We start from the raw sequence: 23,127 nt of genomic DNA on the forward strand, positions 1-23,127 counted from the left end.
CATGGCCGCTGACAAGTACGCCACGGTTGGGGTCTGGGATCTGTGGACGCGGCTGGTTCACTGGAGTCTGGCGGTGTGCTTTGCCACCGCCTGGTTGACTTCGGGAACCTGGCAGAGCGTTCATGAGTGGGCCGGTTACTCGGTCGCCGCGCTGGTGGCCTGGCGGGTGATCTGGGGTCTGGTGGGGCCACGCCGCATGCGTTTCAGCAGTTTCGTGCGTTCGCCGACAGTCGCCTGGAATCATCTCAAGGCGATGCGCTACGGCCGGGAGCCTCGTTACCTGGGCCACAACCCTGCAGGCGGCTGGATGATCGTGGTCCTGCTGTTCGGCCTGGCGTTACAGACATTCAGCGGCTGGCTGTCCACCACCGACGCCTTCTGGGGCGTGGAATGGCTCCAGGAAGCTCACGGTTTCCTGGGCAATCTCTTATTGGCGCTGGTTGGCCTGCATGTGGCCGGTGTCGTGGCCTCGAGTTGGCTGCATCGGGAAAATCTGGCGCGAGCGATGATCACCGGCCGCAAGCGTTCCCCGGGGCCTGATGACATTGTCTGAGTGACACGAGCGAGCGAACCCGGCGGTACCCGCCGGGTTCGCACATGTCAGGCCCCCTGTCGACGCTGGGCCAGTCAGCGTGCTGCGTCGAGCAGCGGCCAGGCGCTGACCGGGATCAGTAGCAGGTGGCTGCCGCGGTAGGGTTGATGATAGATAGCCGCCTCGAGCAGGGCAGCGTCGGGCCGCTTGAGCACTTCGATCATCACGCCCTGGGGGTGGGTCTCGCGCCAGGCGGCGAAGGCAGCGTCGGAGTCGAACGAGGTTATGTCCTCGTGGGTGCGACCGAGAAAGCGAAACTGGTCGGCGTAGTGTCCGAGATAGGCGATAGGCAAGTTTCGGGCTTCGAGGCGCGCCAACTCACGGGCGGCAGGTTGGATGTCGTAATAGCCGCGGATCGCCGGTGAGATCGCCAACAACAGCGCCAGCAGACTCAAGGGCCAGGCGAGAGCCAACGTCAGGCGGCGGGTACGTTGCCATAGCAGCACGGCAAAGAGCGCCGGCACCAGCGCCGCCAGGCGTGTTGTGCTGGGCAGCGGAGTCATTGGATAGAAGTGATTGGCTATCTCCGGCAGGGCCGCCAGCAGGGCGGTGACCAGCCCCAGTATGATACAGGTCGCCCAGGCCCGGCGCGGAGCCCCTTCGGCCAGCCGCACGGCGATCCAGGTTGCCAGGAAAGGCAGGGTCGGCATCAGGTAGTGAATCTGCTTGCCGCTGACCAAACTCAGCAGCAGCAGCGGTGGCAGGCTCCCCCAAGCCGCGAAACGCTGCAGCGGCGTGGCCAGCCAGGGCCGACGCCAAACCCCCACGCTTGACCAGGGCAGAATAAGCAGTGGCAGCCACGGTAGATACCAGTACCACGGACGGGCATGCTGGAAGGCATTGGCGATGCGCCCGGCCGATTGCCCCCACAAGATTGCCTCGGCGTAGTCGCTGCCGCCGCTCATCGCGGCGGGAATCGCCCAGGCCAGCCCGATCGCCGCGCCGATTAAAGTGGCGGCGAGCGCGCCGATCAGATGGTGGCGGGGCAGCTCAATGCCGGTCGGTTGCCAAAAGCGGGTACCCAGCACCAGCGGCAGCCAGTAGAGGAGGATCACCGGCCCCTTGGCCAGTACGCAGAGGCCGATACCCGCGCCGGCCAGCAGGACCATCATCGCCTGGCCTGAACGTACGTAGCGCACCCAGCCCAGCACTGCGACCAGAAAGCAGGTGGTGAACAGGACATCGAACATGCTCAACGCCTGGTAGACGAACCAGAGCGTCAGGCTCATCAGTACCAGTGGCGCCCAGCGGGCTTCACGGTGGGCCTTGGGGTCGAACTGGCGCAGGATCGCCGCCAGCAGCGTGTAGCTCAGCAGCCCGAGCGCGGGGACCGCCAGTCGCGACACCCAATCCGAGGTGCCCAGCAGCGCCCAGGCCGACTGGATCACCCAGAACAGTAGCGGCGGCTTGTGAGGGTAGGGTTCGCCGTTGAGCAATGGCACCAGCAGGCTGTTGTGCTGCCACATCTCCCACGCCACCGACAGGTAGCGGGTCTCGTCGATGGGCATCAGCGGCAGATGGCCTATTCGCAGCACGCAGAACAGTGCGGCCAGCATGACCGCCAGCGTGGCCCCGGGTCTGGTGAGTGCGGCGAGCCGGTCGGGAATGCTAAGTCGGGGTAGGCGCATGGCACGTCTGAGGAATGGTGAGCGGGCCATCAGCATATTCAGCGTTGCTTACGAGTACCTTACCGAGCCGACAGATAGCGTCATTCAACTCTCGGTCCGATGCCATTCAGCATCGTCTGGTGTACCAGGTTCTTAACACGAGTGATGATTGAGCGAGACGACCAAGGAGCCCATGATGCGCAGCTTCATCTACGACACGCTTATCCTCAGGCTGACTTCCCAGTGGTATGCGGAGGTGCTGAAGCGCGTGCCCGAGGGAGCTGCTGTCCTGGATGTCGGTATTGGCACGGCGGGCGCATTGCTGGCCAATGCTGAACGGGTCAGGCGAAAGCGCCTGTATGTGACGGGGATCGATATCGATGCCGATTATATGAAGCGTGCCCGGCAACGGCTTGAGGATTCCTCGCTGGCTGACCATGCCGAGGTGCGTCTCGAGTCGGTCTACGAGCATCGGGGCGGGCCATATGACGCCGTCTACTTCGCGGCAAGCTTCATGCTCTTGCCCGAGCCTGATCAGGCGCTGCGGCATTGCTGCAGCCTATTGCGCCCGGGCGGGCGCCTCTACTTCACGCAAACCATTCAAACGCGCCCATCCCGCTGGATGGAAGCGCTAAAACCCGTATTGAAGCGCTTCACGAGCATCGACTTCGGGCGCGTGACCTACGAGGAAGACTTCAGGACCCAGCTTCGCGCCGCCGGCCTGGAGCTGGAGGAGTTCACCTTCCTGGCTCAGCATGGCAGCCGAGCGTCGTGTCTTGCCGTGGCCAGGTCGGTTGGTGCGAACTAAGCGTCTGCTGCCCGTACGTTCAAGCCAGTAAAGGCGAGCGTATAGGCTAAATTGCTATCAGGCCTCACTCCAACTGGTGTTGCGCACATGCGAATGATAGTGAACATAGACGTGCCGAAACTCGAACCAGCTATAGAGTTCTACAGCGCTGCTCTGGGTTTAAATGTCAGCCGTATCATTGATGCTGATGTGGCAGAGCTGACCGGTGGCTCTTCAATGATCTATCTTCTTGAAAATGCTGCCGAAACGACTCCCTTCAAGGCGGCTCCACAAGTGCGCCGCTACTCGCGGCATTGGACGCCAGTGCACGTTGATTTTGTCGTAGACGATATTGCGAAGGCCGCCGATCGGGCCATAAAGGCAGGCGCCATCCAAGAAAGCGAATGCATTGAATGGAGAGGCTCAAAATGTCTAACTTTTTCAGATCCATTTGGTCATGGTTTTTGCCTTATTGAATTCGTTGAGGAGACCTATAGGGAATAGGTGGCTTAGCCCTACGCATTGCGAACCCGGGACCATTGCGCAGGTAGCGAAGAGGATGTGTCGAAATCGAAGTGGGCTGTTCGTCTACTGATCATATGCGGCGCTCTCTCGGGAAATCTCGACGATTCGTTTAGCCGTGGGGCTTGGAGAGGGCGGTGACCGAAAGGGTGAGTCCTATCTCCCCAAGGAGGGGCCAAATGACCGATCTGATCCTCACGACCTTCGACTGGGTTCCCGAGATGCCACGGGGCTTTGTGCGTGACTTGCGTGTGCGCTGGGCGCTGGAAGAAGCCGGCTTGCCTTATCGCGTCGAGAGCGTGCCGTTTCGTGATCGCGGCGCGGAGCACTTCTCGCACCAGCCTTTCGGGCAGGTGCCGTGGCTGACCGATGGCGACTTCTCGATCTTCGAGAGCGGCGCGATCCTGCTGCATCTGGGCGTGTACAGTGACGCGCTGATGCCTGTCGACCCACGCGCTCGCAGCGAGGTTATCGAATGGCTTTTCGCGGCGCTCAACTCGGTCGAGATGGCGGTCCTGCCTTGGGCGCTGATCATGTTCACTGGCGATACCGAAGAGACGCCGGGCCGGAAGATGCTGGACAAGTTTCTCGATACCAGACTCAAGCACATGGAGACGGTCCTGGCTGAACGCGAATGGCTAGCAGGGGCCTTTTCCGTCGCCGACATCCTCATGGCGGATGTGCTGCGGCTGGCCGATCGGTTCGACGGGCTGACTCGTCACCCGGCCTGTCGAGGTTATGTCGCGCGCGCCACGGCCCGACCGTCCTTCGTCAAGGCGCACGCCGACCAGATGGCGCATTTCGCGGCGGCAGACTGAGCATTATTTCCAGACGACAGGGTGGACAATACATGCCCCCGCGCGCTGTAAGCACTGGATGGATGGCTCAAGCGCAAGGTAAAAAGTGCTGGCAGAACTGCATCGAGGCCTAACGTGAAGCGATGTTGACGGTAGCCTTCAGCCAGGCGCCGGTCTCACACTTGAGACGTTTGGCGTCGATGCTGCCGAAGACCTGCGCGCTGGACAGCAATAGAGCCTGATCCGCGGCGACTAGCCGTCCCGTAACGCTCCCCGCGACGCTGATGATGCGTGCCTCGATGCATTGGGATACGCGCCCCGAAGCGGTTACGGTCACGCCATGCGCCTGGGCCGTCACGCTGCCCTCGATGCTACCGTGAATGACCAGCGCTTCCCGGGATTCCACTTTCCCTTTGATACGCAACGATGGGCCGATCCTGCTTTCTGCACGTATGGGGAGCTCGCGGGGGCTCGCGGCAGCGGGACGCGCCGGCAAGGGAACATTAATCGGGCTTTTCGTTGGACTTGGCAACTTGATGGGCCCTGGCAGTAGAGCCGCTCGATCCTGGGCAGTATCCGTGGCGGTCGGCTGGGGCGCTTGGGCACGCTTGCCGATGCGCCGCTTGCCGTCCAGCATGATGACGATGAGCGCCACAACGCTCAGGATGAACAATACGTCCCCGCCCCCCATAGTAACCCCTCGATCGGTGTGGGATGCCCATCGTCAGTATATGGGAGTCGCCAGACGCCGGTAGAAGGCGACTACCCAGCATTTTCGCCGGTTAATCCTCCCTTTGATCCAATGCGGGCCAGGTAGTATTCGCCGAAATGCGTTTCCCTCATGCTACCCGGAGCCTTTCCCTATGTTCAGCAAGCACAAGCCCGCCAGTGTCCCTGCCGACCATACGGTGTCGCCTCATGCACGGCCACAGCATTCCCCCAGCGCGGATGAGTCGCGTGGTAGCGGTACGCGACCCGCCATCATCGGCGTACATACCAGCGTCGAGGGTAGTGTCATCGGGGAGGAGGAACTGATCATCGATGGCCAGGTGACGGGCACGGTGCAGTTCAAGCGCAACGGTGTCAGCATTGGCAAAGCCGGGCGCGTAGAGGGGGATATCTATGCCAAGACGCTGCATGTCGCCGGTAGCGTCGAAGGGCGTCTGATAGCCTCGCACAAGGTCACCGTGCAACGCTCGGCGCATATCGTGGGTACCATCATCACCCCCTGCCTGGCACTGGAAGACGGCGCGGTCTTTCGTGGTGACATCGACATGAATAGCGAGAACGAGGTATTGATCTCGGCATTCAAGGAGGTCGATAGCGAGGTGGCTAGTCAGGCTGTTGATCGCGACGACGAGGCGTCTGCCGAGGTCGACCAGGAAGAGGCCGTGACGGCTGAGACAAGAATGCGTCGCGAAGATAGCGTCTGATTCATAGCAAATCGCCAGGTTAATATAGACACCTGCAGGTAGAGACACCTGCCGGGCTCTGGAATTCATGCCACGCAAACCCCGAGCCAATCCTCTGGCTCGGGGTTTGCCGTTTATCATGTCCGATGATTGTCTGTGTGTGCCGCTAGATCTTGCTAACGATCAGCGTAGCGTTCACCCCGCCAAAGCCGAAGCCATTGCACAGCACGTGCCGCGTGTCATGTTCGCGCGCCGCGCCCGTGATGAAATCCAGGTCATGCAGGTCTTCGTCGGCATTTTCCAGGTTCAGGGTAGGTGGCAAGCGGTCGTGCATTACCGCCAGGGCGGAGAAGATGCTCTCCACGCCGCCGGCCGCACCGAGCAGATGACCGGTGGCCGATTTGGTGGCGGAGATCGGGATGCCGGCGAGGGCGTCGCCGAAGGCGTTGCGCAGGGATGCGATCTCGGCGCGGTCGCCGACCGGCGTCGAGGTGGCGTGGGCATTGATGTGATCGATCGCCTCGGGCGATAGTCCCGCCATCTTCAGCGCCGCCCGGATGGCCGCCGCGGCACCGGCGCCGTCTTCCGGTCCGGCGGTGATGTGGTGGGCGTCGGCGCTGGTGCCATAGCCGCTGAGCACGGCCAGCGGCGTGGCCCCGCGCGCCTCGGCGTGGGCCAGGCTTTCGATCACCAGTAGCCCCGCGCCTTCGCCCATGACGAAGCCGTTGCGTGCCCGGTCGAAGGGCCGCGACGCCCTGGCGGGATCGTCCTGTTCGGTGGAGAGCGCCTTCATGGCGTGGAAACTGGTCAGCGAGAGCGGGTCGATGCAGGCCTCGGCGCCGCCCACCAGCGCTACGTCGGCCTCGCCGCTGCGGATTAGCCGCATGCCGTCGCCGATGGCCTGAACGCCCGCCGCACAGGCGGTTACCGGACAGCCCAGCGGCCCGCGAAAGCCATAGCGAATCGACACGTTGCCCGCTGCCAGATTGGCCAGGAAGGCCGGCACGGTGAACGGGGAAAGCCGGCGGTGGCCGCGCGTCGACAGGGTATTCTGCGCCTGGGTGATGGTAGGGAAGCCGCCGATACCCGAGCCGACGATGGTCGCGGTAGCCAGTCGGTCCGTATCGCTCGACGGGAACCATCCGGCCTGGGTAAGCGCTTCTTCGGCGGCGGCCATCGCGTAGAGGCTGAACAGCTCCATCTTGCGACGCTCCTTGGCGTCGACCACGCGGTCCGGGTCGAGGCCGGCTTGCGGATCGTCGGCGATGCCGGGTACTGATCCGGCGACCTTGATCGGCAGCTCATCGGTATCGAAGCGGGTGATCGGCGAGATGCCGGAGCGGCCGCCCAGCAGGCGCTCCCAGCTTGCCTTGACGCCGCAACCGAGGGGACTGATCATGCCCATGCCGGTGATGACGAGTGGTGATTGCATGGCGATTTCCTGAAGAGTCTGGGATTTGGGCCAAGCTAGCATCGGGCTTGATATGATCAAGGTAATATTCAGCGTGGGAATGTGAGGCAGCCATGCCCTATTCGACGAACCACAAGGCCAAATCGCGGGAGCGCATTCTCAAGTCGGCGATCGAGCTGTTCAGTCGCAAGGGCTTCGAGAAGGTCTCCATCGGCCAGATCATGAAACTGGCCAAGATGACCCATGGCGCTTTCTATGCGCACTTTGCTTCGAAGGAAGCGCTCTATCACGCCTCGGTGCGGGAAACCCTGGAGAGCAGCCGTGCGGCCAGACTCGTCAAGGGGCCGTTATCGGTGAAGCACCTCACGGAACTGGTATCCAATTGCTGGAATCTCCAGGAGCTGGAGCGCAAGCACAAGCCGGGCCCGGAGACGGTGCTGTTCAACGAGATCGGCAACGAGAACGCCGAGATCCGCACGCTGTTCGAAGCGTCCTACCTGCGCATGAAGAAGATGCTGGAAACCCGTCTCATTGCCCTCAGTCGCCTCAAGAAACTGCCCTTCGAACCCGATCGCGACGTCATCGCCGACAAGTCCCGCGTCATTCTCGCCTCGCTGGTTGGCGCCGTGGCCATCGCCAAGAGCCTACCCGGCGAGCAGGAGCGTCAGCACATCCTCAACGCCGCCCAGCGCAACATCCTGCAGATGCTCGGGGTCAACGAAAACGAGCTGGACGGCATGCTGGGCGACGTTGGCCAGGAGCAGAGTCCCGCGTAGGCTCTGCAAAAGCCAAGAGGGCACGTCAATCAAGCAGGAGGCAGCATGGCACAATGGTTAGTGCATTATGCGAATGCATGTGGGCAGCTCAATGGTTGGATCGAACGCATAAGCGAGGGGATAGCGGAAGCACGTTACCGAGCAGAGCAAGTGTCGACTGCGATCAGTCTGGATGTGATAGTCCAAGTCTGGCCCGGACAAGTCATCGATTGTAGAGGTTTTGTCGGTTATGCGCCCACTGGAACAATGATGCAGTTAACGCTTGACTCTGGTAATGCTAACTTCTCAAGCTGCATGGGCGAACCATTTGAACGAATGGTGGCACATGAGCTCCACCACGTTATGCGTTGGCGAGGACCCGGCTACGGGAGAACGTTGGGAGAGGCTCTGGTATCCGAGGGATTGGCGGGCCATTTTTGTCGCCAGCTCTATGCCTCAGCACCCGAGCCTTGGGAATCTGCGTTAAGTGAGACAGAGACTGTTGCTTGCGCCATGAAGGCAAAGCAGCAGTGGTTCGCCCAATCTTACCGGCATGATGAATGGTTCTTTGGCCAAGGAGGTCTCCCTCGTTGGGCTGGCTATAGTCTCGGCTATGTTATGGTCGCAAGGTATCTGCAGCACAACGATGGCAAGAGTGCGGCTTCGTTGGTGAATGAACCCGCTGAAAGTTTCTGTCCTTTTCTATAATGTTAACCCTCAAGTAGGGAAATCATACTGCAATGAAACGCCATTCTCGTTAGGCGATGCCCTGTGAGCTGGAACGTTAGGCTATCCTCAACGCCGCTCAGCGCAACATCCTGCAGATGCTCGGCGTCAACGAAAGCGAGCTGGATAGTATGCTCAGTGAATCGCCCTGAGTTTCGTAGGCTGAAACTGCAATGCCTGGGGTAGCATCAGCGCCTGATCCAGAGCTACCCGACACGCCCGTGCCGCTGGAGCAGGGCGAGCTTGGAAAGTACTGATTCCGTTACTGCCGTTGAGGCAAGCATGACACTTGACTACCGCTGGCTTCACGACACCGTACGAAGGCGTTTTGAATCTGACGAAGCCATGGAGGCTTTCCTGCCAAAAGCGCTTGCTTCCGAAGAGTTGAAACAGAAGGGCGATGATCGTTACCTTTCCGCCATGAGCCGGCGGGTCTTTCGGGCCGGTATGCAACACTCGGTGGTCGATGCCAAGTGGCCTGCCTTTGAAGAAGCATTCTGGGGTTTTATACCTGACAAAATGGTGTTGCTCAGCCCAGAGCAAATCGAAGGCTATATGAAAAACGTCCGAATCATCCGCCACCGCACCAAACTGCAGACCATCCCCAAAAATGCCCAATTCATACTGGATATTCGCCAGGAACAGGGCAGCAGTTTTGGCGAATTCATTGCCGACTGGCCGAGCACTGACATCATTGGCCTGTGGCGTTTACTGGCCAAACGCGGCGCTCGCCTGGGCGGGCGCTCGGCCGCCGCATTTTTGCGCTTAGTCGGAAAGGATACGTTCTTGTTGACCAGCGACGTGGTCGCACGCCTGATGGCCGCAGGCATCGTTGACAAAACCCCCATCAGTCAGCGCGATATGCAAGTCGTACAGAGCGCTTTCAATGAGCTGCAACAGATTTCAGGAAGGCCGTTGTGTCAGTTATCGGCCATGCTGTCGTTGAGTATCAATCCAAGGTTTTAAGGCACGCGATTCAGTCGCAAAAGCTTCGAGAAGGTTTCCATCGGCCAGGTCATGAAATTGGCCAATATGCCCATGACAACTGCGTCGTCATCGCCGACAAGCCCAGCATCATGCTAGCTTCACTTGTCCGTGCGGTAACCATCACCCCTTGCCTTGATCACTGTCCGTGGCAAAACTTATCGTTCGAGCCCTCCGCTACCCAGGTGACAGCTCTTATAGGCTGTGCCTATTGTAGCTAAAGCTTCTCTCCGCTTGACGGCTTCGCTTGGTAATCCTTCACTCAACCTGACGGCCTATAAGAATTCCAATGCCGCCTGTATGGGCCTGAGGGTGTTCTGAAACCTCAGGCGATACGGAATCGTCGGCGCCATCCCCTGTAGGCCACCATCCAGTCGAGGAGAAGACCGTGTCCGATATCAAGCCTACACGCCCGGAGTGGGCTGCACGTACCACGCCCCGTCTGCAGGGCAACGAGCATTGGTGGCCCGATCAGCTCACCCTTCACATTCTGCACCAGAAGCACCCCGACGCCAGCCCGTTCGGCGCGGACTTCCGCTACGGCGAGGCGTTCTCGCAGCTCGACGTCGACGAACTGAGCGCCGATGTCGATGCGCTGATGACCGACTCGCAGGATTGGTGGCCCGCCGACTGGGGCCATTACGGGCCGTTCTTCATCCGGATGTCGTGGCACGCGGCCGGCACCTACCGCGCGGTCGACGGCCGCGGTGGCGGCGGCACCGGTGCGCAACGTTTCGCGCCGCTCAACAGTTGGCCCGACAACGGCAACCTGGACAAGGCTCGCCGCCTGCTATGGCCGATCAAGAAAAAATACGGCGAGAAGCTCTCCTGGGCCGACCTGCTGGTCTTCGCCGGCAATCGCGCGCTCGAGACGATGGGTTTTCGCACCTTCGGCTTCGGGTTCGGTCGCGCCGATATCTGGGCGCCCGAGGATGACATCTACTGGGGCCCCGAGACCGAGTGGCTCGGGACCCAGGACGAGCGTTATAACGGGAGCTTCGAGGACGGCAACCGCTTACTGGACAATCCGCTCGCCGCGGTCCAGATGGGGCTGATCTACGTCAACCCCGAAGGCCCGAACGGCGTTCCGGACGCGATGAAGTCCGCCCAGGACGTGCGTGAAACCTTCGCGCGCATGGGCATGAACGACCGTGAAACCGCCGCGCTGACCGTCGGTGGCCACACCTTCGGCAAGATGCACGGCAACGGCCCGGCGGATGCCGTCGGCGAGGCGCCCGAAGGGGCGAAGATTCACCAGCAGGGGATCGGCTGGGCCAACAAGCACGAGACCGGCCTCGGTGAATACACGGTCACCTCGGGACTCGAGGGTGCCTGGACCCCGACGCCGACCAAGTGGGACAACTCCTACCTGAACACCATCTTCGCCCACCAGTGGGAGGTCAAGAAGTCGCCCGCCGGCGCCAACCAGTGGGAGCCGGTCGAGGTGAAGGAGGGCTTCTGGGTTCCCGACGCCCACGTCGAGGGCAAGAAGAACCCGCCGGTGATGAACGCCGCCGACATGGCGATGATCACCGACCCCGCCTACCTCGAGATCTGCAAGGAGTTCCACGAGAACCCGGACGTGCTCGCCGACGAGTTCGCCCGTGCGTGGTACAAGCTGCTGCATCGTGACATGGGGCCGCGCGCCCGCTACCTCGGCCCGCAGGTGCCCGCCGAGGTTCTCGTCTGGCAGGACCCGGTGCCCGAGCACAAAGGACCGCTGATCAGTGAAGGCGAGATCGCCACGCTCAAGCGGCAGATCGCCGACTCCGGCCTCACCGTCAAGCAACTGGTGGGCACCGCCTGGGCCGCGGCCTGCACCTATCGCCAGACCGACCACCGTGGCGGGGCGAACGGTGCGCGCATTCGTCTCAAGCCGCAGATCGGCTGGGACATCAACGTGCGCTCCGGCGTGCCGGAGATGCTCGACCGGCTCGAGCAGATCAGGAACGCTTCCGAGGCGAACATCTCGCTGGCGGATATGATCGTGCTGGGCGGCAGTGTCGGCGTCGAGATGGCGGCGAAGGCGGCCGGGCACGACATCACGGTGCCGTTCACCCCGGGGCGTACCGACGCCAGCCAGGAGATGACCGAGGTGGATGCCCACGCCTACCTCGAGCCGAGGCACGATGCGTTCCGCAACTACATGCAACCGCAGGTGACCTCCATCCCCGCCGAGCACCTGATGATCGACCGCGCGTTCATGCTCAACCTCAGCGTACCGCAGATGACGGCGCTGCTCGGCGGCATGCGAGTCATGGGCATCAATGTCGGCGACAGCAATGAGGGAATCCTCACCGACCGCCCCGGGCAACTGACCAACGACTTCTTCGCCAATCTCATCGACATGGGCACCGTCTGGGAGCCCCTCGACGAGAACGAGGAACGCTTCGAAGGCAAGCACCGGGCGACGGGCGAGAAGAAGTGGACCGCGACCCGCGTCGATCTCATCTACGGCTCCAACTCGCAGCTACGCGCCATTGCGGAGGAGTACGCCGCCGACGGTGGCGAGGAGCGGATGATCGACCGCTTCGTCAAGGGCTGGGTCAAGGTCATGGAGAACGACCGCTTCGACCTGCACCGCTGAGCTCCAGGTCCGCGGCGGTAATGCGGACTTTGCTTCAAACTGACCCGAAGGGTTGGCCATCCAGCCTTCGGGTTTTTTCGTGCTGCAGGCAAGCGCTTTGCCTGCTTCGTATTTATACTCCCTACCAGCGACCGGTTTGCAGAGCGTGCCAAATCACCAACGACAAGAGGCGCTTGGATAATGAGCCATAAGGGAAGTTGTCACTGTGGGAAAATTCAATTCGAAGTAGAGGGCGAACTCGACTCCGTGACGGAGTGCAACTGCAGCCATTGCAGTCGCAAAGGCTACTTATTGTGGTTCCTGCCGAAGAGCAACCTATCCATGCAGGTGGAGGATGGTGCGTTGTCCACCTATACATTCAATACCCATAAGATAAACCATCATTTCTGTTCAAATTGTGGTTGTGCTCCGTTTGGTTTTGCCGAGCACGGGGGCGTTGAAATGGCTGCAATCAACGCTCGCTGCTTGGAAAACGTCGACCTGGGCTCCGTCAAGAAAGAATTCGTCGATGGCCGCTCCACTTAGCGTCAGATGCTTGACTGCCAGGCACTAAGCTCTGTCTGAAAAATCGGCGAGCGATGGCCAGACAAGGCAAAAATCGGCGAGAAAGCGGAGTTTACGTGGTGTAAATGAGCATTTTGAACCGATTTTTAACGCCGTATGGGCGAGCGCAGACATTTTTCAGACAAAGCGTAGCAGCCCTCCGGGCCGGACCTGGCCGTTGTCGCTGCTTGGATCAAGCGTTAGGCGTCCGAGTTATGGAAACCATCGAATGGATAGACTAGCTGCAAGAATTCGCTTCAAGGCAAAGCTGCTTCAACCGGCCAAACCTGACAAAGACGCTTCCTGGACCTTTCTGGTACTGCCCAAGACTGCGAGCGACGGGCTGCCCAGGCGTGGCAGGACGACAGTGGAGGGCACCATCAACGGTCATCCTTTTCAGGCCACGCTCGAACCGGATGGCCGACTGAGCCATTGGCTGAGAGTGAGCAGGGAGCTGGGTGAAGCTTGCGGTGCGCACGCTGGCGACATGGTGACGCTGGAGATTGCCCCCGTGGGGCAAGAGCCAGAACCCAAGGTGCCGGATGACCTGCATGAAGCCCTTGCCGCCTTCCCCGAAGCGAAGGCTGTGTGGGACGAGACGACGAGCATTGCACGCCTGGATTGGATTCACTGGATTGAATCTGCCAAACAGCCACAGACTCGCAAGCGCCGGGTAGCTAACGCATGCGACATGCTTGCTTCGGGGAAACGACGGGTCTGCTGTTTCGATCCGTCCGGCTTCTATAGCAAGAGCTTAAGTGCGCCCCAGGAAGCCGGTTGAATAAACCTTCAACGTCGTTGGTGGCATCTAAACGACTCGATTGGGCTCGTTCTGGCCCAGCGAGCTTTCATCGAACGCGCTTCAGCCACCTGTCCGCGTGAGGCCCGACCAGTTCACTAGTCGAGCCTTCTTCATTTTCGATCATCTGGGTGATTCACCCCGTCGTTGACGACGACCTCGCCAAGATCGTAGGGGTTGACGCCCTCCAGGCAACCGACGTTATAGCCGTATTCTTCAGGGTTAGAGCGACGCTGGTGATGGGTATAGATACCGCAGTGGCCGCAGAAGTAATGCTTCGCGGTGAAGGTATTGAACTGATAGCAACGCAGATCGTCTTCGCCGGCGATGACATGCAGCCCCGACAGTGGCACGCCGGCGACGATCGCCCCCTTGCGCCGGCAGAGCGAACAGTCGCAACGACGCGGGTCGACCACGCCCTGCGGAAGCTCCAGTTCCAGCACCACCGCTCCACAATGACAGCTGGCCCGGTGGCGTAGCTTGATATCGACATTACCGATACGTTTAAACACGAGCAGGCTCCTTAATGGCTCGAACCACTTCAGCTTAATCGAACGTGGCGTCGCCATCACCGCGATGCGGTGTCTCCGCTAGTGAATGAACCACGAAGGTTGGCAACCAGGCTTCGGGGTTTTTCGTGCTGCAGATTCAGATCAAGAAACGCGGCTTAGCGCCGCCTCATGCTTTCGTGGGCATTGCTCTCCCTGTAACGGCTGGTTACGGTACAGCAAAGACTACTTAAGAAGACTTATGACCAAGCAGTACGCAGAGACTATCGCATGGATGGCAGCCGCTCATCGCCGCGTGCACAGGTAGGGGCGGTAGCGTGGCTGAAGGCTATGCACAGGCCTCAGCCCAATGGGCTACGTACGCCGGCAAAGCCTTTGCCCAGCACATGTGTATAAATCTGGGTGGTTTCCACACTCTAGTGTCCCAGCAGTTCTTGTACGGTACGGATATCCGAGCCCTGACTCAGCAGTTGGGTGGCGAAGCTGTGGCGCAATGTGTGACAGAGCCGGCGCGCGGTAACGATGCCGCTCTCATTGCCTGCTTGACGGCCTTCTGTACCGCCGATGGGTGGATATGATGAAGCACCACCTTGCTGGTCTCATCAAAACAGGGGCGGCTGGCGGGGAATAGCCATTGCCACGCCAGGGAGATTCCGGCATTGGGATATTTGCGATCTAGCGCATGGGGAAGCGTCACGGGAACACTGCCATGATTCAGGCGATGGTCTAGCTGCTGGTTGGCAATGGATATTTGATGCTGCAAGGAAGGGATGCAGATTTCAGGGAGCAGGGTGGTTCTGTCCTTGTCCCCTTTGCCAGCTCTCACCGTGATAATTTGACGCTCGAAATCGATATCACGAACACGTAAACGGCAGGTTTCGAGTACCCTTAATCCCGAGCCATACATCAAGGTTGCCATCAGATGCATGGGACCGGATAGCTGATTCAGCACGTGCATGACTTCATGATGTGACAACACCACCGGTAATCGGCGCGGGCGCTTGGCGTGCGAGAACTCCCCGATATCCCCCAAGGGCTGCTCAAGCACATGGCGATAAAGAAAAACAAGAGCATTCAGGGCCTGATTCTGCGTGGCCGCAGCCACATGGCGCTGTACCGCAAGGTGCTCCAGAAAAATCTTCACCTCGAGGCCACCCATGCCAGCTGGATGCCGGACCCCATGAAAGCGAATGAAGTAGCGAATCCAGTAGCAGTAGGTCTTCACGGTGCGAGGGCTGTAGCGCTTCACCCTCATGATGGCTTTCACGCGATCCATCAGTTTTGGTGGCCGGCTATGCGTATCCATGCGCTCACCCATAGAATGCTGTATTTATGTACAGTAATATCAGATTTAGCAAAACGCGCAAGCGCGCGAATTCTGCATAACGCGCCGGATTATTCTGAGCATGATTAAAAATCAATGGGTTAGGTGAAAAATGGCGGGCTGGATAAGATTATTGAACGCGTGTGCTCGTTCAAGTGGCAAAACGAGCGCGCTATCTAATACCTGTTATGTGCTGTACGTATCCGGACACTCAGGGTGAATGATTATGGATTTTGATGACGAGTTTCTGAGTATCTTGGGAGCATGGCAAAGAGGATGGAATGAAGACGAGGGAACTCGCTTAAAACTTGCCGAAAAGCTTATGAGAAGCGTCGAAGGTCTGCCTGATGAATTCAAACAGGTAAATGAACCTTGCTATAGGAAAAGGTTCCTTCACTATGGTGAGCTTTTTGAAATCATCATGGTTGATGAAAAAGACGAAGGCCTGACTAGCTGGACACTCTTTCAGAAATATGCGGAAAACTTCAAGGGCCTTCATAAGCCAGATGCCGTATCTGCGGCAATTTTCGAGCATGCACCAAAGCCTGACGAAGTGATTCTGAATATATGTGCACTTTGGGAATCCGAGTCCTTTTTAAGTGCGGCTAAAAAGTACCAAGACAATGGCAGAGAGAATGCAGATGCGATTTTCCAATTCAAGGCCTCTCAAGGGGAAGTAATATTAAATTCCCCACTTAAGGGGAGCGAAATTGTCGCTCTCACTGGTGCATCTAGCCCGTTTGATGAGTTGTGTGATAAAGCAAACATTCCTGAATCTGAAAGAGATGGGTATTTCAAGCAGTTGATTGATAGCGGTCAGTATCCGGAAACTCTAAAGTATACGTCTAAAGAAGGTACGCAGCGAGTAATACAAAACACGATAAAGATAATGGAAGACAAAATTGAAGCTGCGAGAGAAAATCGAACTCATGGCACATAACCAAGCGCTGCTGTCGGACAAATTTTCCGTTGCACTCCAAATTTGCCGCAGAGCGCGGCGTTACGCATCAAAGGGACCAGCGCATGTGCTTCCGTAGAAAAGATTATAAGTATGTTAAAGATGGTCGCCTTGAAGATGTACTGGCATTGATACAAGTCTTGGCTCTCGATAAGGACTCGCATCGGAGCGAGGAAGGTGTGAAATCGGAGCTTCCAGCGTTGCCAAACTCGGCAGATAGTTGGCTTCAACTAGCCAAAGAACATCAGGAATTCTTTCGCGTTGTTGAAGGGCGAAAGTATCCAATATCATTGGTAACTCGACACGTATCGAATGAAAGCGGGGAAAAGCGACCACCACTATCTCCCGAGCATACCCAGGCGCTATTAAATTCGGCAATAGAACTACATGATAGGCAAATTCGGCGCAGTCAAAGGTGGACGGTGCTAATACCAATATGGGTGGCAGTTATAGGTGGTGCAGTCGCTATCATCAAGGTTTTAGCTGAAAGTGGCAGCGCGTAACAAGTGTAGGCTGTCGGACAAATTACTCGCTGCGCTCGCAATTTGCCGCAGCTACAGGCGTTAGCGAGCCGAAGTCATAAGTAGGATACTTCTTTTGGTCACAACCTCCAAAATTAAACCAACGCAACTAACTCGAGTCGGGTACACGTACCAAGACCTTATGTGTATTCGTACACTGATAAATTGGTTTCACGAACCAGAGAAGTATCAATGGATAAGCATAGAGGGTAATCAAGGGCTTGGCCATGTAAAGAGCCTTGATGATGTTATTTGCTTCACAGCCAGTGGAAAATATGAGCTCTACCAAGTCAAATTCACAATTGATTTTGAACGTGAAGATTTGCGTTTAGATTTTGACTGGCTACTCAAGAAGAAGGGCAATGGCACATCTCTTATAGAAAAATGGTCAGCCGACATCGAGAAGTTTGGTACTTCCAGTACAATATCCATTGCGAAGCTTATTACAAACAGAATACCTGACCAGATTATTTCAAATTGTCTAAAAGAAGACAAAATAGACTACTCCCTCATACCCGATGATATTAAGTCCAAAATATCTGGCCAGCTAGGAACAGAGCAAAAGGCAAGGGATTTTTTCGCAACACTAATTTTTGAACATAGCCAAAAGGCAATTGACGACTTAGAACTTAAACTGCATGACTCGCTTGTACCAGACCATGCTAGCAATGAAAGCTGGCTCCAATTATTGAAAGCTATTGAACGCTGGGCTACAAGAAAAAACGAACCATCACCAGATGGCAAAATTTATCTTAGACATATAAACGAAATCTTATCTCTGGGAACTAGAAAAACAATTTCCCAGTTTTTTGAAATTCCAGGCGGGTATACACCTCCCACAGACGATTTTCATACCGAAATATTGAATAGAACAGCCAAGCAAGGTAGTTCAGTTATCTCAGGCCTACCGGGCATGGGCAAGAGCACATATTTATCATTCTTAACTGACGAACTAATTGAGAAGAAGACACCTGTAATTAGACACCACTACTATTTATCACCCCAATTTATAGGCGACAGAATTGCTTTTAATAATGCAGCTCAGTCTTTACAAAGTCAGATCAAAACCCTTTATCCCAACGACTTCGATAGTGACAAATTTGACCCCCAGCAGCTTGAGACCTGGATAAGTAAAGCGGCAGATAAAGCTGCGGAAGACAACAAAACTCTAGTTATCATTATTGATGGGTTAGATCATGTTTATCGTGAAAGATCGGATATAAGCCAACTCGAACACTTAGTTAATCGGATTATCCCCTTCAAAGATAAGGTTTGTTTGCTATTCGGAACGCAGCCGATAAGCGACGCGCACCTCCCCAATTCACTGTTACGCTCAGCACCAAGGGATAAATCCTGGCTAGACATCCCCTCCATGGGTCTTGAAGCCATTAAGTCAAGAATTGACTTCCTAGTGTCTGGCGAAGAACTTAATGTAATTGGTGATGATGAGCATCAACGTAGTGAAATTGTAGAAATATCACAAGCGTTGTTGGACATTTCTCATGGATACCCTCTCCATATTCTTTATTCCCTGAACAGCCTGCAGCTAACAAATGACAAAACAAATAAATATGATGTGGAGAAACTTCCGACCTGCCCAGACGGAGACATACATGCGTACTACGAGAATTTATGGGTGCAGCTTTCTGAGAGCGCAAAAGAAATTCTTCTTCTTATAGCGAATGCCGATTTTTCCTGGCCAGACAAAACCCACCTAGGCTACTGCTTTCACGACAGCCTTATTTTTCAAAACAGCTTTTCTGAAATTCAACACCTCGTTGAGCAGAGATTAAGTGGTATAAATCCTTTTCATAGCAGTCTATTCGTATATTTAAAGCGTAAGGATGTTTTCGCTCAATCAAAAGATAGGCTAAATAGAATCTCTCAAACCTGGATCAATACACATGCGCCTGAGTATTGGAAGTGGGGCTGGGAGTGGATTATTGAAGCCAATCTAGGGAATGCAGCCCCGCTATTACAAGGAGCCACTAGAGACTGGCTGGTACAATCGCTTTGTAAGGGCTACCCCTTAGAGCACATCGAGCACATTTTTAACATCGCCGAACGCATCGCTTTTGAAAGAAGTCTATATCCAGAACTATTAAGACTACGGATATTAAAAATGAGACTGCTGAATGGACCGCAGTTTCAGATTCAGGACTTCAGTGATTTTCTCGATTGCTCACTTAGTATCTCGCAAGACAATTTTGGGCTTCTTTGGCGAGCCGACAACCTAAGAATTATTTCAGACAATGAAATCGCAATCGTAGCCAAACATTTCCAGGACAAAGACGAAAGGGTCGTTGATGCCTGCGCCAAGGAAATCTATCGAAGAATTCGTTTTTATGCCCGCCAGGAAGACTCAAATCATTACCAGACTCTAAACACCCTAGTCGATGACTATCTTCATACGCTGACTAGCTATAACAATCCTGATTTAGAGCGCATAAACGATTTCTATGGAAGGCTGAATGATAAGGCTTCTTCCTTCCTAAAAATCGTTGAACTACTTGTTCAATACGGGCATAGGCACTTACTCCTTGATTTATCCCGCTTTGAAATTCCAGAAGATATTGCTCCGGCCATCTACGATGAAATAGTTTTAGCGGCAAGTATTGAAGGCGCCGCACTCGAAGCCACTAACCCTAAAGTTGGAGACGCGAAGTCCAGCATGTATTTGCTCTATCAACTTTTAGCTGGAAACGAACCTCAAATAGGCGAACTTGAAGAAATTGAATGCCCTGTTGAGTATGAAGACACCCGCCATCTTCCGTTTTATGAATACTTTTTTAGCACACTTGTATCAAACTTCAATAATTGCCCAGATATTGAAACTCCGAAGTTCACCATTCCAACGAATCTTCAGGAATTTCTCAAAAACGCATGGTTAACCTTCCGTTTTGCATCATTCAATACTGCTAAAACACTCAAGCAAGGCAAAGAATTCAAGATATCTGATTTGTATGATTCTTTTGTCATTCTCGAACGCCCAGATAATTTTTTAATGGGCTATCAAATCACCGCAGTCCTTTTCCGGATTAGAAAGGCATTAGCCAAAATCTCGATTCATCTAAACATCTTATGCAACTCTGTTGATGAATTCGGAAACCTTAATCAAGATCAGCTAGGCGCCCTGTCCAAAAGTATTTGGTGGGATTCTCGCGTGTTTTTTGATCTTGCCACTCAAAACTCAATCTTCAATTTCCCTAAAGAAGCTGCATCTCTAGAATTCTCCAAATTGTTTGATGCCGAGATGCTCCGGAGAGATGATACTGCAACATTGGCAAATGACAGTCTTGATCTGGCAAAGTTGGCAGTCAACCTTGGCTTTTACGATGAAGCCGCGAAATTTCTAGAACGTACCGCGCTCAATACAGTCGGTTATGGCCATAGAAAAGACATTACTTTACATGAGGTATTTGAAGCGATACAGGAATGCTCTGATTCAAACTGCTCACAAGTTTCTTATTGGCTAAAACGAGTAACAACTTTCACAACTGATGTCTTTGATTTTTCAGAGCGAGAAATTCGACATATTCCCGGATGGTTCACTAAATTATTGGCAAAGCACAACCCAGAACGCCTTGTAGACGAATTTGATTATCATCTATCAGAAGAAAATTGGCATAAAACACATCTTATACTTGAGAGTTTCGTAAAGTCATCTTCACTTTCTACGCAGCCAGAGCATTCATTTTTAAAGTGCATGACAACATTTGATGCAATGACAGCATTAGATGAAAGAAGCAAAGATAATGATGTTCTGAGAGGTATTTACGAAGACCAGTGCCACATTCTTGGAGGCATGCCTCCACCGCCAAGAGAGCGCTCTTCCACTAACGAAGATGTCAACACAGGATGTCCTGAAGCATCCACTATACACCCCGCCAACCTTACTGATTTTACGGCAGCCTTACATTCAGTTTCATACCAGATTCGTGAAAAGTTTATTTCGGACTGGATTAACTATTGGGCTGATCAAGGCCAAGCGAGCTCCATCCTCACTGCATTCAGCGACTACTATGACCAAAGCAAATCAGATTACGAACTGAATAGGTGCTTACATCAAATTTTCTTGCTAAGCAAAAAAACCGAGGGAAAGAATGCAGCTTATAAGTGGGCTGTCAGGAATATCAAACTAAACAATTGCTGGAACCCTTATTTTTCTTCTGGATCAGAAGAGGCATTAAGGGAGTATGGCAATACTTACAGCATGCATTGGGAAAACCTCCTTCGCGATACGATGGCACCAGGCTCTTCCAGCCTACAGAGGGATGAGAATATAGTCGTTCCTTCTACTCAGCTTGTTACATATTTGGTCTCAGCGGGACAGATTGCCCTAGCTGCCGAGATTACTGAAACTATGGTAACTAGCCTTGAAGGTGATATAGCGCATCTTCCTTTGACCAAACTGTATTGGTATGACGACCCTGTATCAATCCAGAATATTCCATTCCATCTAACTCTATTGCACTTCAAGTGGCCCGATAGATACGCCCGACTCCTAACAGCCAAGCAAATAGCAGCCCTATTACAAGATGACTCAAATATCGAATTTCGTGACTTATACTTACATTATTTGAATCAGCAGACCTACGAGGCTGATATCGTAGATTTTTTATCTGTATTGTTACTTGTCGAAACTCCCCCCTTTACCGAAGAAGAGGTTACAGAAGTAATTCAATACCCTTCACCTATTTCTGATGCACTATTGAAGTCATTAGATTTGATGGATGAAGAGCGAGGTGACTTATCAATTCTATATTCTATTTTCTCCGATAATTTAACTCCAAATAAAGCCAAGTATGACAAGTATGCCAACGGCGTTCCCCTGAGATTTATAGGTATTATTCAAGAGCTTGAACAGAAGCACAATATACCGCTTGAGAAGCATTTCCTTCTTGAATGGGAGAAAGTATGGGAGAGAAGGCCATGCTACATGTTTGACCCATATGATTTTTGCGGTGATCAGTTTTACCGTCAGGATAGAATCCAAATAAGCTTCTCATGGCGTGCAGAGACCTCCATAGTGTCTGCATTCCTTCGTACATTAGCTTATGCTATGCACAAGCACTCCATCCCTTCCGAGGTTTGCTATTCATATGCACAAGAGGCATTACCATTTGGCTCTATTGCTGTAAATCTATCTCCTTCCGATCCACCATACAGTTGGCCAGTATTAGGTAATTTGAGCAAAGATGATTCTTTGCCCGGGCAGAATGAACTTGAGCGATATTTAGCAGATTTTGCTGCTTCTCCTAATGAAATATTGCTTCATGCCAACGGCCCCATCTTAAGAAACCACACTGGAGTATGCCTTGATCTAAAGGTCATTCTAATTCTTCTTCAAAGCTCTGAAATTGACGACCCTAGGATGATTTTTGATTCAATTGATCATGTACGGAATTCTGAGCTAGGCATATTTCCTTTAGCCAAATGGACCTGGCCTTCCTCCTTTGGTAGGTGGGAAACTGATTGGCTATCGAGAGGCTATTTTCGACCTACATATTCCGTAGGAAACTTACCAATAATCACAGTAAACCAAAGCGAATCTAGCGTAGAGTATTTCGGCGGCAGCATAAGTAATGGCGCTTGGAGATACTGGGTAAACCAATGGTATCCAGTCCATCACCGAGACATAGGCAACTCTCTTGGAACCTATTTTTCAGTATCGAAAGATTTTTTTGAAAAATTCAAAAGACAAACTGGCGGAAATTATTATCTAATTGCCGAGATGACTTGTGTTGACAGGCGTGATTTTGCTCACGCTTCGGAGCCAATTAAAACGTTTGCTATTTCGCCAGTTTAGTTTTATGAGAATATTTAGTATAGTTTATTCTTTAAAGTTGATTATTAATGTTCATTGAGCTAGATACTGGCGCTAACAAAGCCAAGCACAGCGACAGCTTTTCCGTTGCGGCTTCGCCTCCACTTCAAAGCTGCGCGAGTTGGCGGCGTTAACTCTATGAAGCTTATCAATCAGCCAAGTACAGATACTGGTTGCGGAGTAGCATGCTTTGCAATGGTGCAAGGTTATTCTGACTACGAATCCTCGTTCGCCAAGATGAAGAAACGCGACTGGGTGCTGCCTAATGGCAATGTCCAGGTTAAGCAAATGCAGGCCGCATTAGGTCATGGCAATACAACTCTTCATAATTCAGAGCCGAGGACTGAGGCAATTTGCCTGTTATTTGTGGTGTACCAAGAAAAATATAGGCACTGGGTAGTTCGTCAAGGCGGGCTCTATTATGACCCTTTGCCTAGATATAGGAGACCTCGAAAGAGCATTAGCT

17 protein-coding genes and 1 pseudogene are annotated in these 23,127 nt (G+C 54.3%); 13 read left to right on the forward strand and 5 right to left on the reverse strand.

Annotation, left to right across the window (positions count from 1 at the left end; translation table 11 throughout):
* Window position 1: 1 nt before the first annotated feature.
* Window positions 2–553 (forward strand): cytochrome b/b6 domain-containing protein, encoded by a 552-nt coding sequence (locus tag R6258_RS00305; protein ID WP_318446089.1) that lies wholly within the window; start codon window positions 2–4, stop codon window positions 551–553.
* Between the two features lie 74 nt (window positions 554–627).
* On the opposite strand, the gene R6258_RS00310 is transcribed toward R6258_RS00305, so the two are convergent.
* Window positions 628–2,220 (reverse strand): ArnT family glycosyltransferase, encoded by a 1,593-nt coding sequence (locus R6258_RS00310; RefSeq protein ID WP_318446090.1) that lies wholly within the window; start codon window positions 2,218–2,220, stop codon window positions 628–630.
* Between the two features lie 148 nt (window positions 2,221–2,368).
* Between R6258_RS00310 and R6258_RS00315 the strand changes: the two genes are divergently transcribed.
* The 3 genes from R6258_RS00315 (at window position 2,369) to R6258_RS00325 (ending at window position 4,326) form a co-directional block, all read left to right on the forward strand.
* A complete protein-coding gene (locus R6258_RS00315) occupies window positions 2,369–3,007 on the forward strand; it encodes a class I SAM-dependent methyltransferase (RefSeq protein WP_318446093.1) in 639 nt (212 codons plus the stop codon).
* 111 nt (window positions 3,008–3,118) lie between these two features.
* Window positions 3,119–3,490 (forward strand): VOC family protein, encoded by a 372-nt coding sequence (locus tag R6258_RS00320; protein WP_318446098.1) that lies wholly within the window; start codon window positions 3,119–3,121, stop codon window positions 3,488–3,490.
* 197 nt (window positions 3,491–3,687) lie between these two features.
* A complete protein-coding gene (locus R6258_RS00325) occupies window positions 3,688–4,326 on the forward strand; it encodes a glutathione S-transferase family protein (protein ID WP_318446102.1) in 639 nt (212 codons plus the stop codon).
* A gap of 109 nt (window positions 4,327–4,435) precedes the next feature.
* On the opposite strand, the gene R6258_RS00330 is transcribed toward R6258_RS00325, so the two are convergent.
* Window positions 4,436–4,978, reverse strand: a complete 543-nt coding sequence (locus R6258_RS00330; RefSeq protein WP_318446104.1) for a polymer-forming cytoskeletal protein — start codon at window positions 4,976–4,978, stop codon at window positions 4,436–4,438.
* Between the two features lie 190 nt (window positions 4,979–5,168).
* On the opposite strand from R6258_RS00330, the gene R6258_RS00335 reads away from it, so the two are divergent.
* Complete coding sequence (locus R6258_RS00335) at window positions 5,169–5,738, forward strand: polymer-forming cytoskeletal protein (RefSeq protein ID WP_318446105.1); 570 nt, start codon at window positions 5,169–5,171, stop codon at window positions 5,736–5,738.
* A gap of 145 nt (window positions 5,739–5,883) precedes the next feature.
* Here the strand turns inward: R6258_RS00335 and fabF are convergent, their stop codons facing one another.
* Complete coding sequence (gene fabF, locus R6258_RS00340) at window positions 5,884–7,149, reverse strand: beta-ketoacyl-ACP synthase II (RefSeq protein ID WP_318446107.1); 1,266 nt, start codon at window positions 7,147–7,149, stop codon at window positions 5,884–5,886.
* A 92-nt stretch (window positions 7,150–7,241) separates the two neighbouring features.
* On the opposite strand from fabF, the gene R6258_RS00345 reads away from it, so the two are divergent.
* The 6 genes from R6258_RS00345 to R6258_RS00370 all read left to right on the forward strand — a co-directional run bounded on the left by R6258_RS00345 (window position 7,242) and on the right by R6258_RS00370 (window position 13,504).
* Window positions 7,242–7,904 carry a TetR/AcrR family transcriptional regulator gene (locus R6258_RS00345; RefSeq protein ID WP_318446109.1) on the forward strand — a complete coding sequence of 221 codons (663 nt, stop codon included), beginning with the start codon at window positions 7,242–7,244 and terminating at the stop codon, window positions 7,902–7,904.
* A gap of 45 nt (window positions 7,905–7,949) precedes the next feature.
* Window positions 7,950–8,591 carry a DUF2268 domain-containing putative Zn-dependent protease gene (locus R6258_RS00350; protein ID WP_318446111.1) on the forward strand — a complete coding sequence of 214 codons (642 nt, stop codon included), beginning with the start codon at window positions 7,950–7,952 and terminating at the stop codon, window positions 8,589–8,591.
* A 300-nt stretch (window positions 8,592–8,891) separates the two neighbouring features.
* Window positions 8,892–9,575, forward strand: a complete 684-nt coding sequence (locus tag R6258_RS00355; RefSeq protein ID WP_318446115.1) for a DNA-3-methyladenine glycosylase I — start codon at window positions 8,892–8,894, stop codon at window positions 9,573–9,575.
* Between the two features lie 406 nt (window positions 9,576–9,981).
* On the forward strand, window positions 9,982–12,180 hold the full coding sequence (gene katG / locus R6258_RS00360; RefSeq protein WP_318446117.1) for a catalase/peroxidase HPI: 2,199 nt from the start codon (window positions 9,982–9,984) through the stop codon (window positions 12,178–12,180).
* A 180-nt stretch (window positions 12,181–12,360) separates the two neighbouring features.
* Window positions 12,361–12,705 carry a GFA family protein gene (locus R6258_RS00365; RefSeq protein WP_318446120.1) on the forward strand — a complete coding sequence of 115 codons (345 nt, stop codon included), beginning with the start codon at window positions 12,361–12,363 and terminating at the stop codon, window positions 12,703–12,705.
* Window positions 12,706–12,952: 247 nt separating this feature from the next.
* Window positions 12,953–13,504 (forward strand): YdeI/OmpD-associated family protein, encoded by a 552-nt coding sequence (locus R6258_RS00370; protein WP_318446122.1) that lies wholly within the window; start codon window positions 12,953–12,955, stop codon window positions 13,502–13,504.
* 131 nt (window positions 13,505–13,635) lie between these two features.
* Here R6258_RS00370 and R6258_RS00375 read toward each other — a convergent pair whose 3' ends face one another.
* Entirely contained in the window at window positions 13,636–14,034 is a 399-nt protein-coding gene (locus R6258_RS00375; RefSeq protein WP_318446124.1) for a GFA family protein, read from the reverse strand.
* 413 nt (window positions 14,035–14,447) lie between these two features.
* Window positions 14,448–15,349: pseudogene (locus tag R6258_RS00385) on the reverse strand (integron integrase).
* A gap of 232 nt (window positions 15,350–15,581) precedes the next feature.
* On the opposite strand from R6258_RS00385, the gene R6258_RS00390 reads away from it, so the two are divergent.
* Both R6258_RS00390 and R6258_RS00395 read left to right on the forward strand, forming a co-directional pair.
* The gene (locus R6258_RS00390) at window positions 15,582–16,295 is read left to right on the forward strand and encodes a hypothetical protein (RefSeq protein ID WP_318446128.1); all 714 of its coding nucleotides are present in this window, start codon (window positions 15,582–15,584) and stop codon (window positions 16,293–16,295) included.
* A gap of 681 nt (window positions 16,296–16,976) precedes the next feature.
* The gene (locus R6258_RS00395; RefSeq protein WP_318446130.1) at window positions 16,977–22,643 is read left to right on the forward strand and encodes an AAA family ATPase; all 5,667 of its coding nucleotides are present in this window, start codon (window positions 16,977–16,979) and stop codon (window positions 22,641–22,643) included.
* Window positions 22,644–23,127: the final 484 nt, after the last annotated feature.

Source organism: Halomonas sp. HP20-15, from assembly GCF_033446685.1.
Classification (GTDB): Bacteria; Pseudomonadota; Gammaproteobacteria; order Pseudomonadales; family Halomonadaceae; genus Modicisalibacter.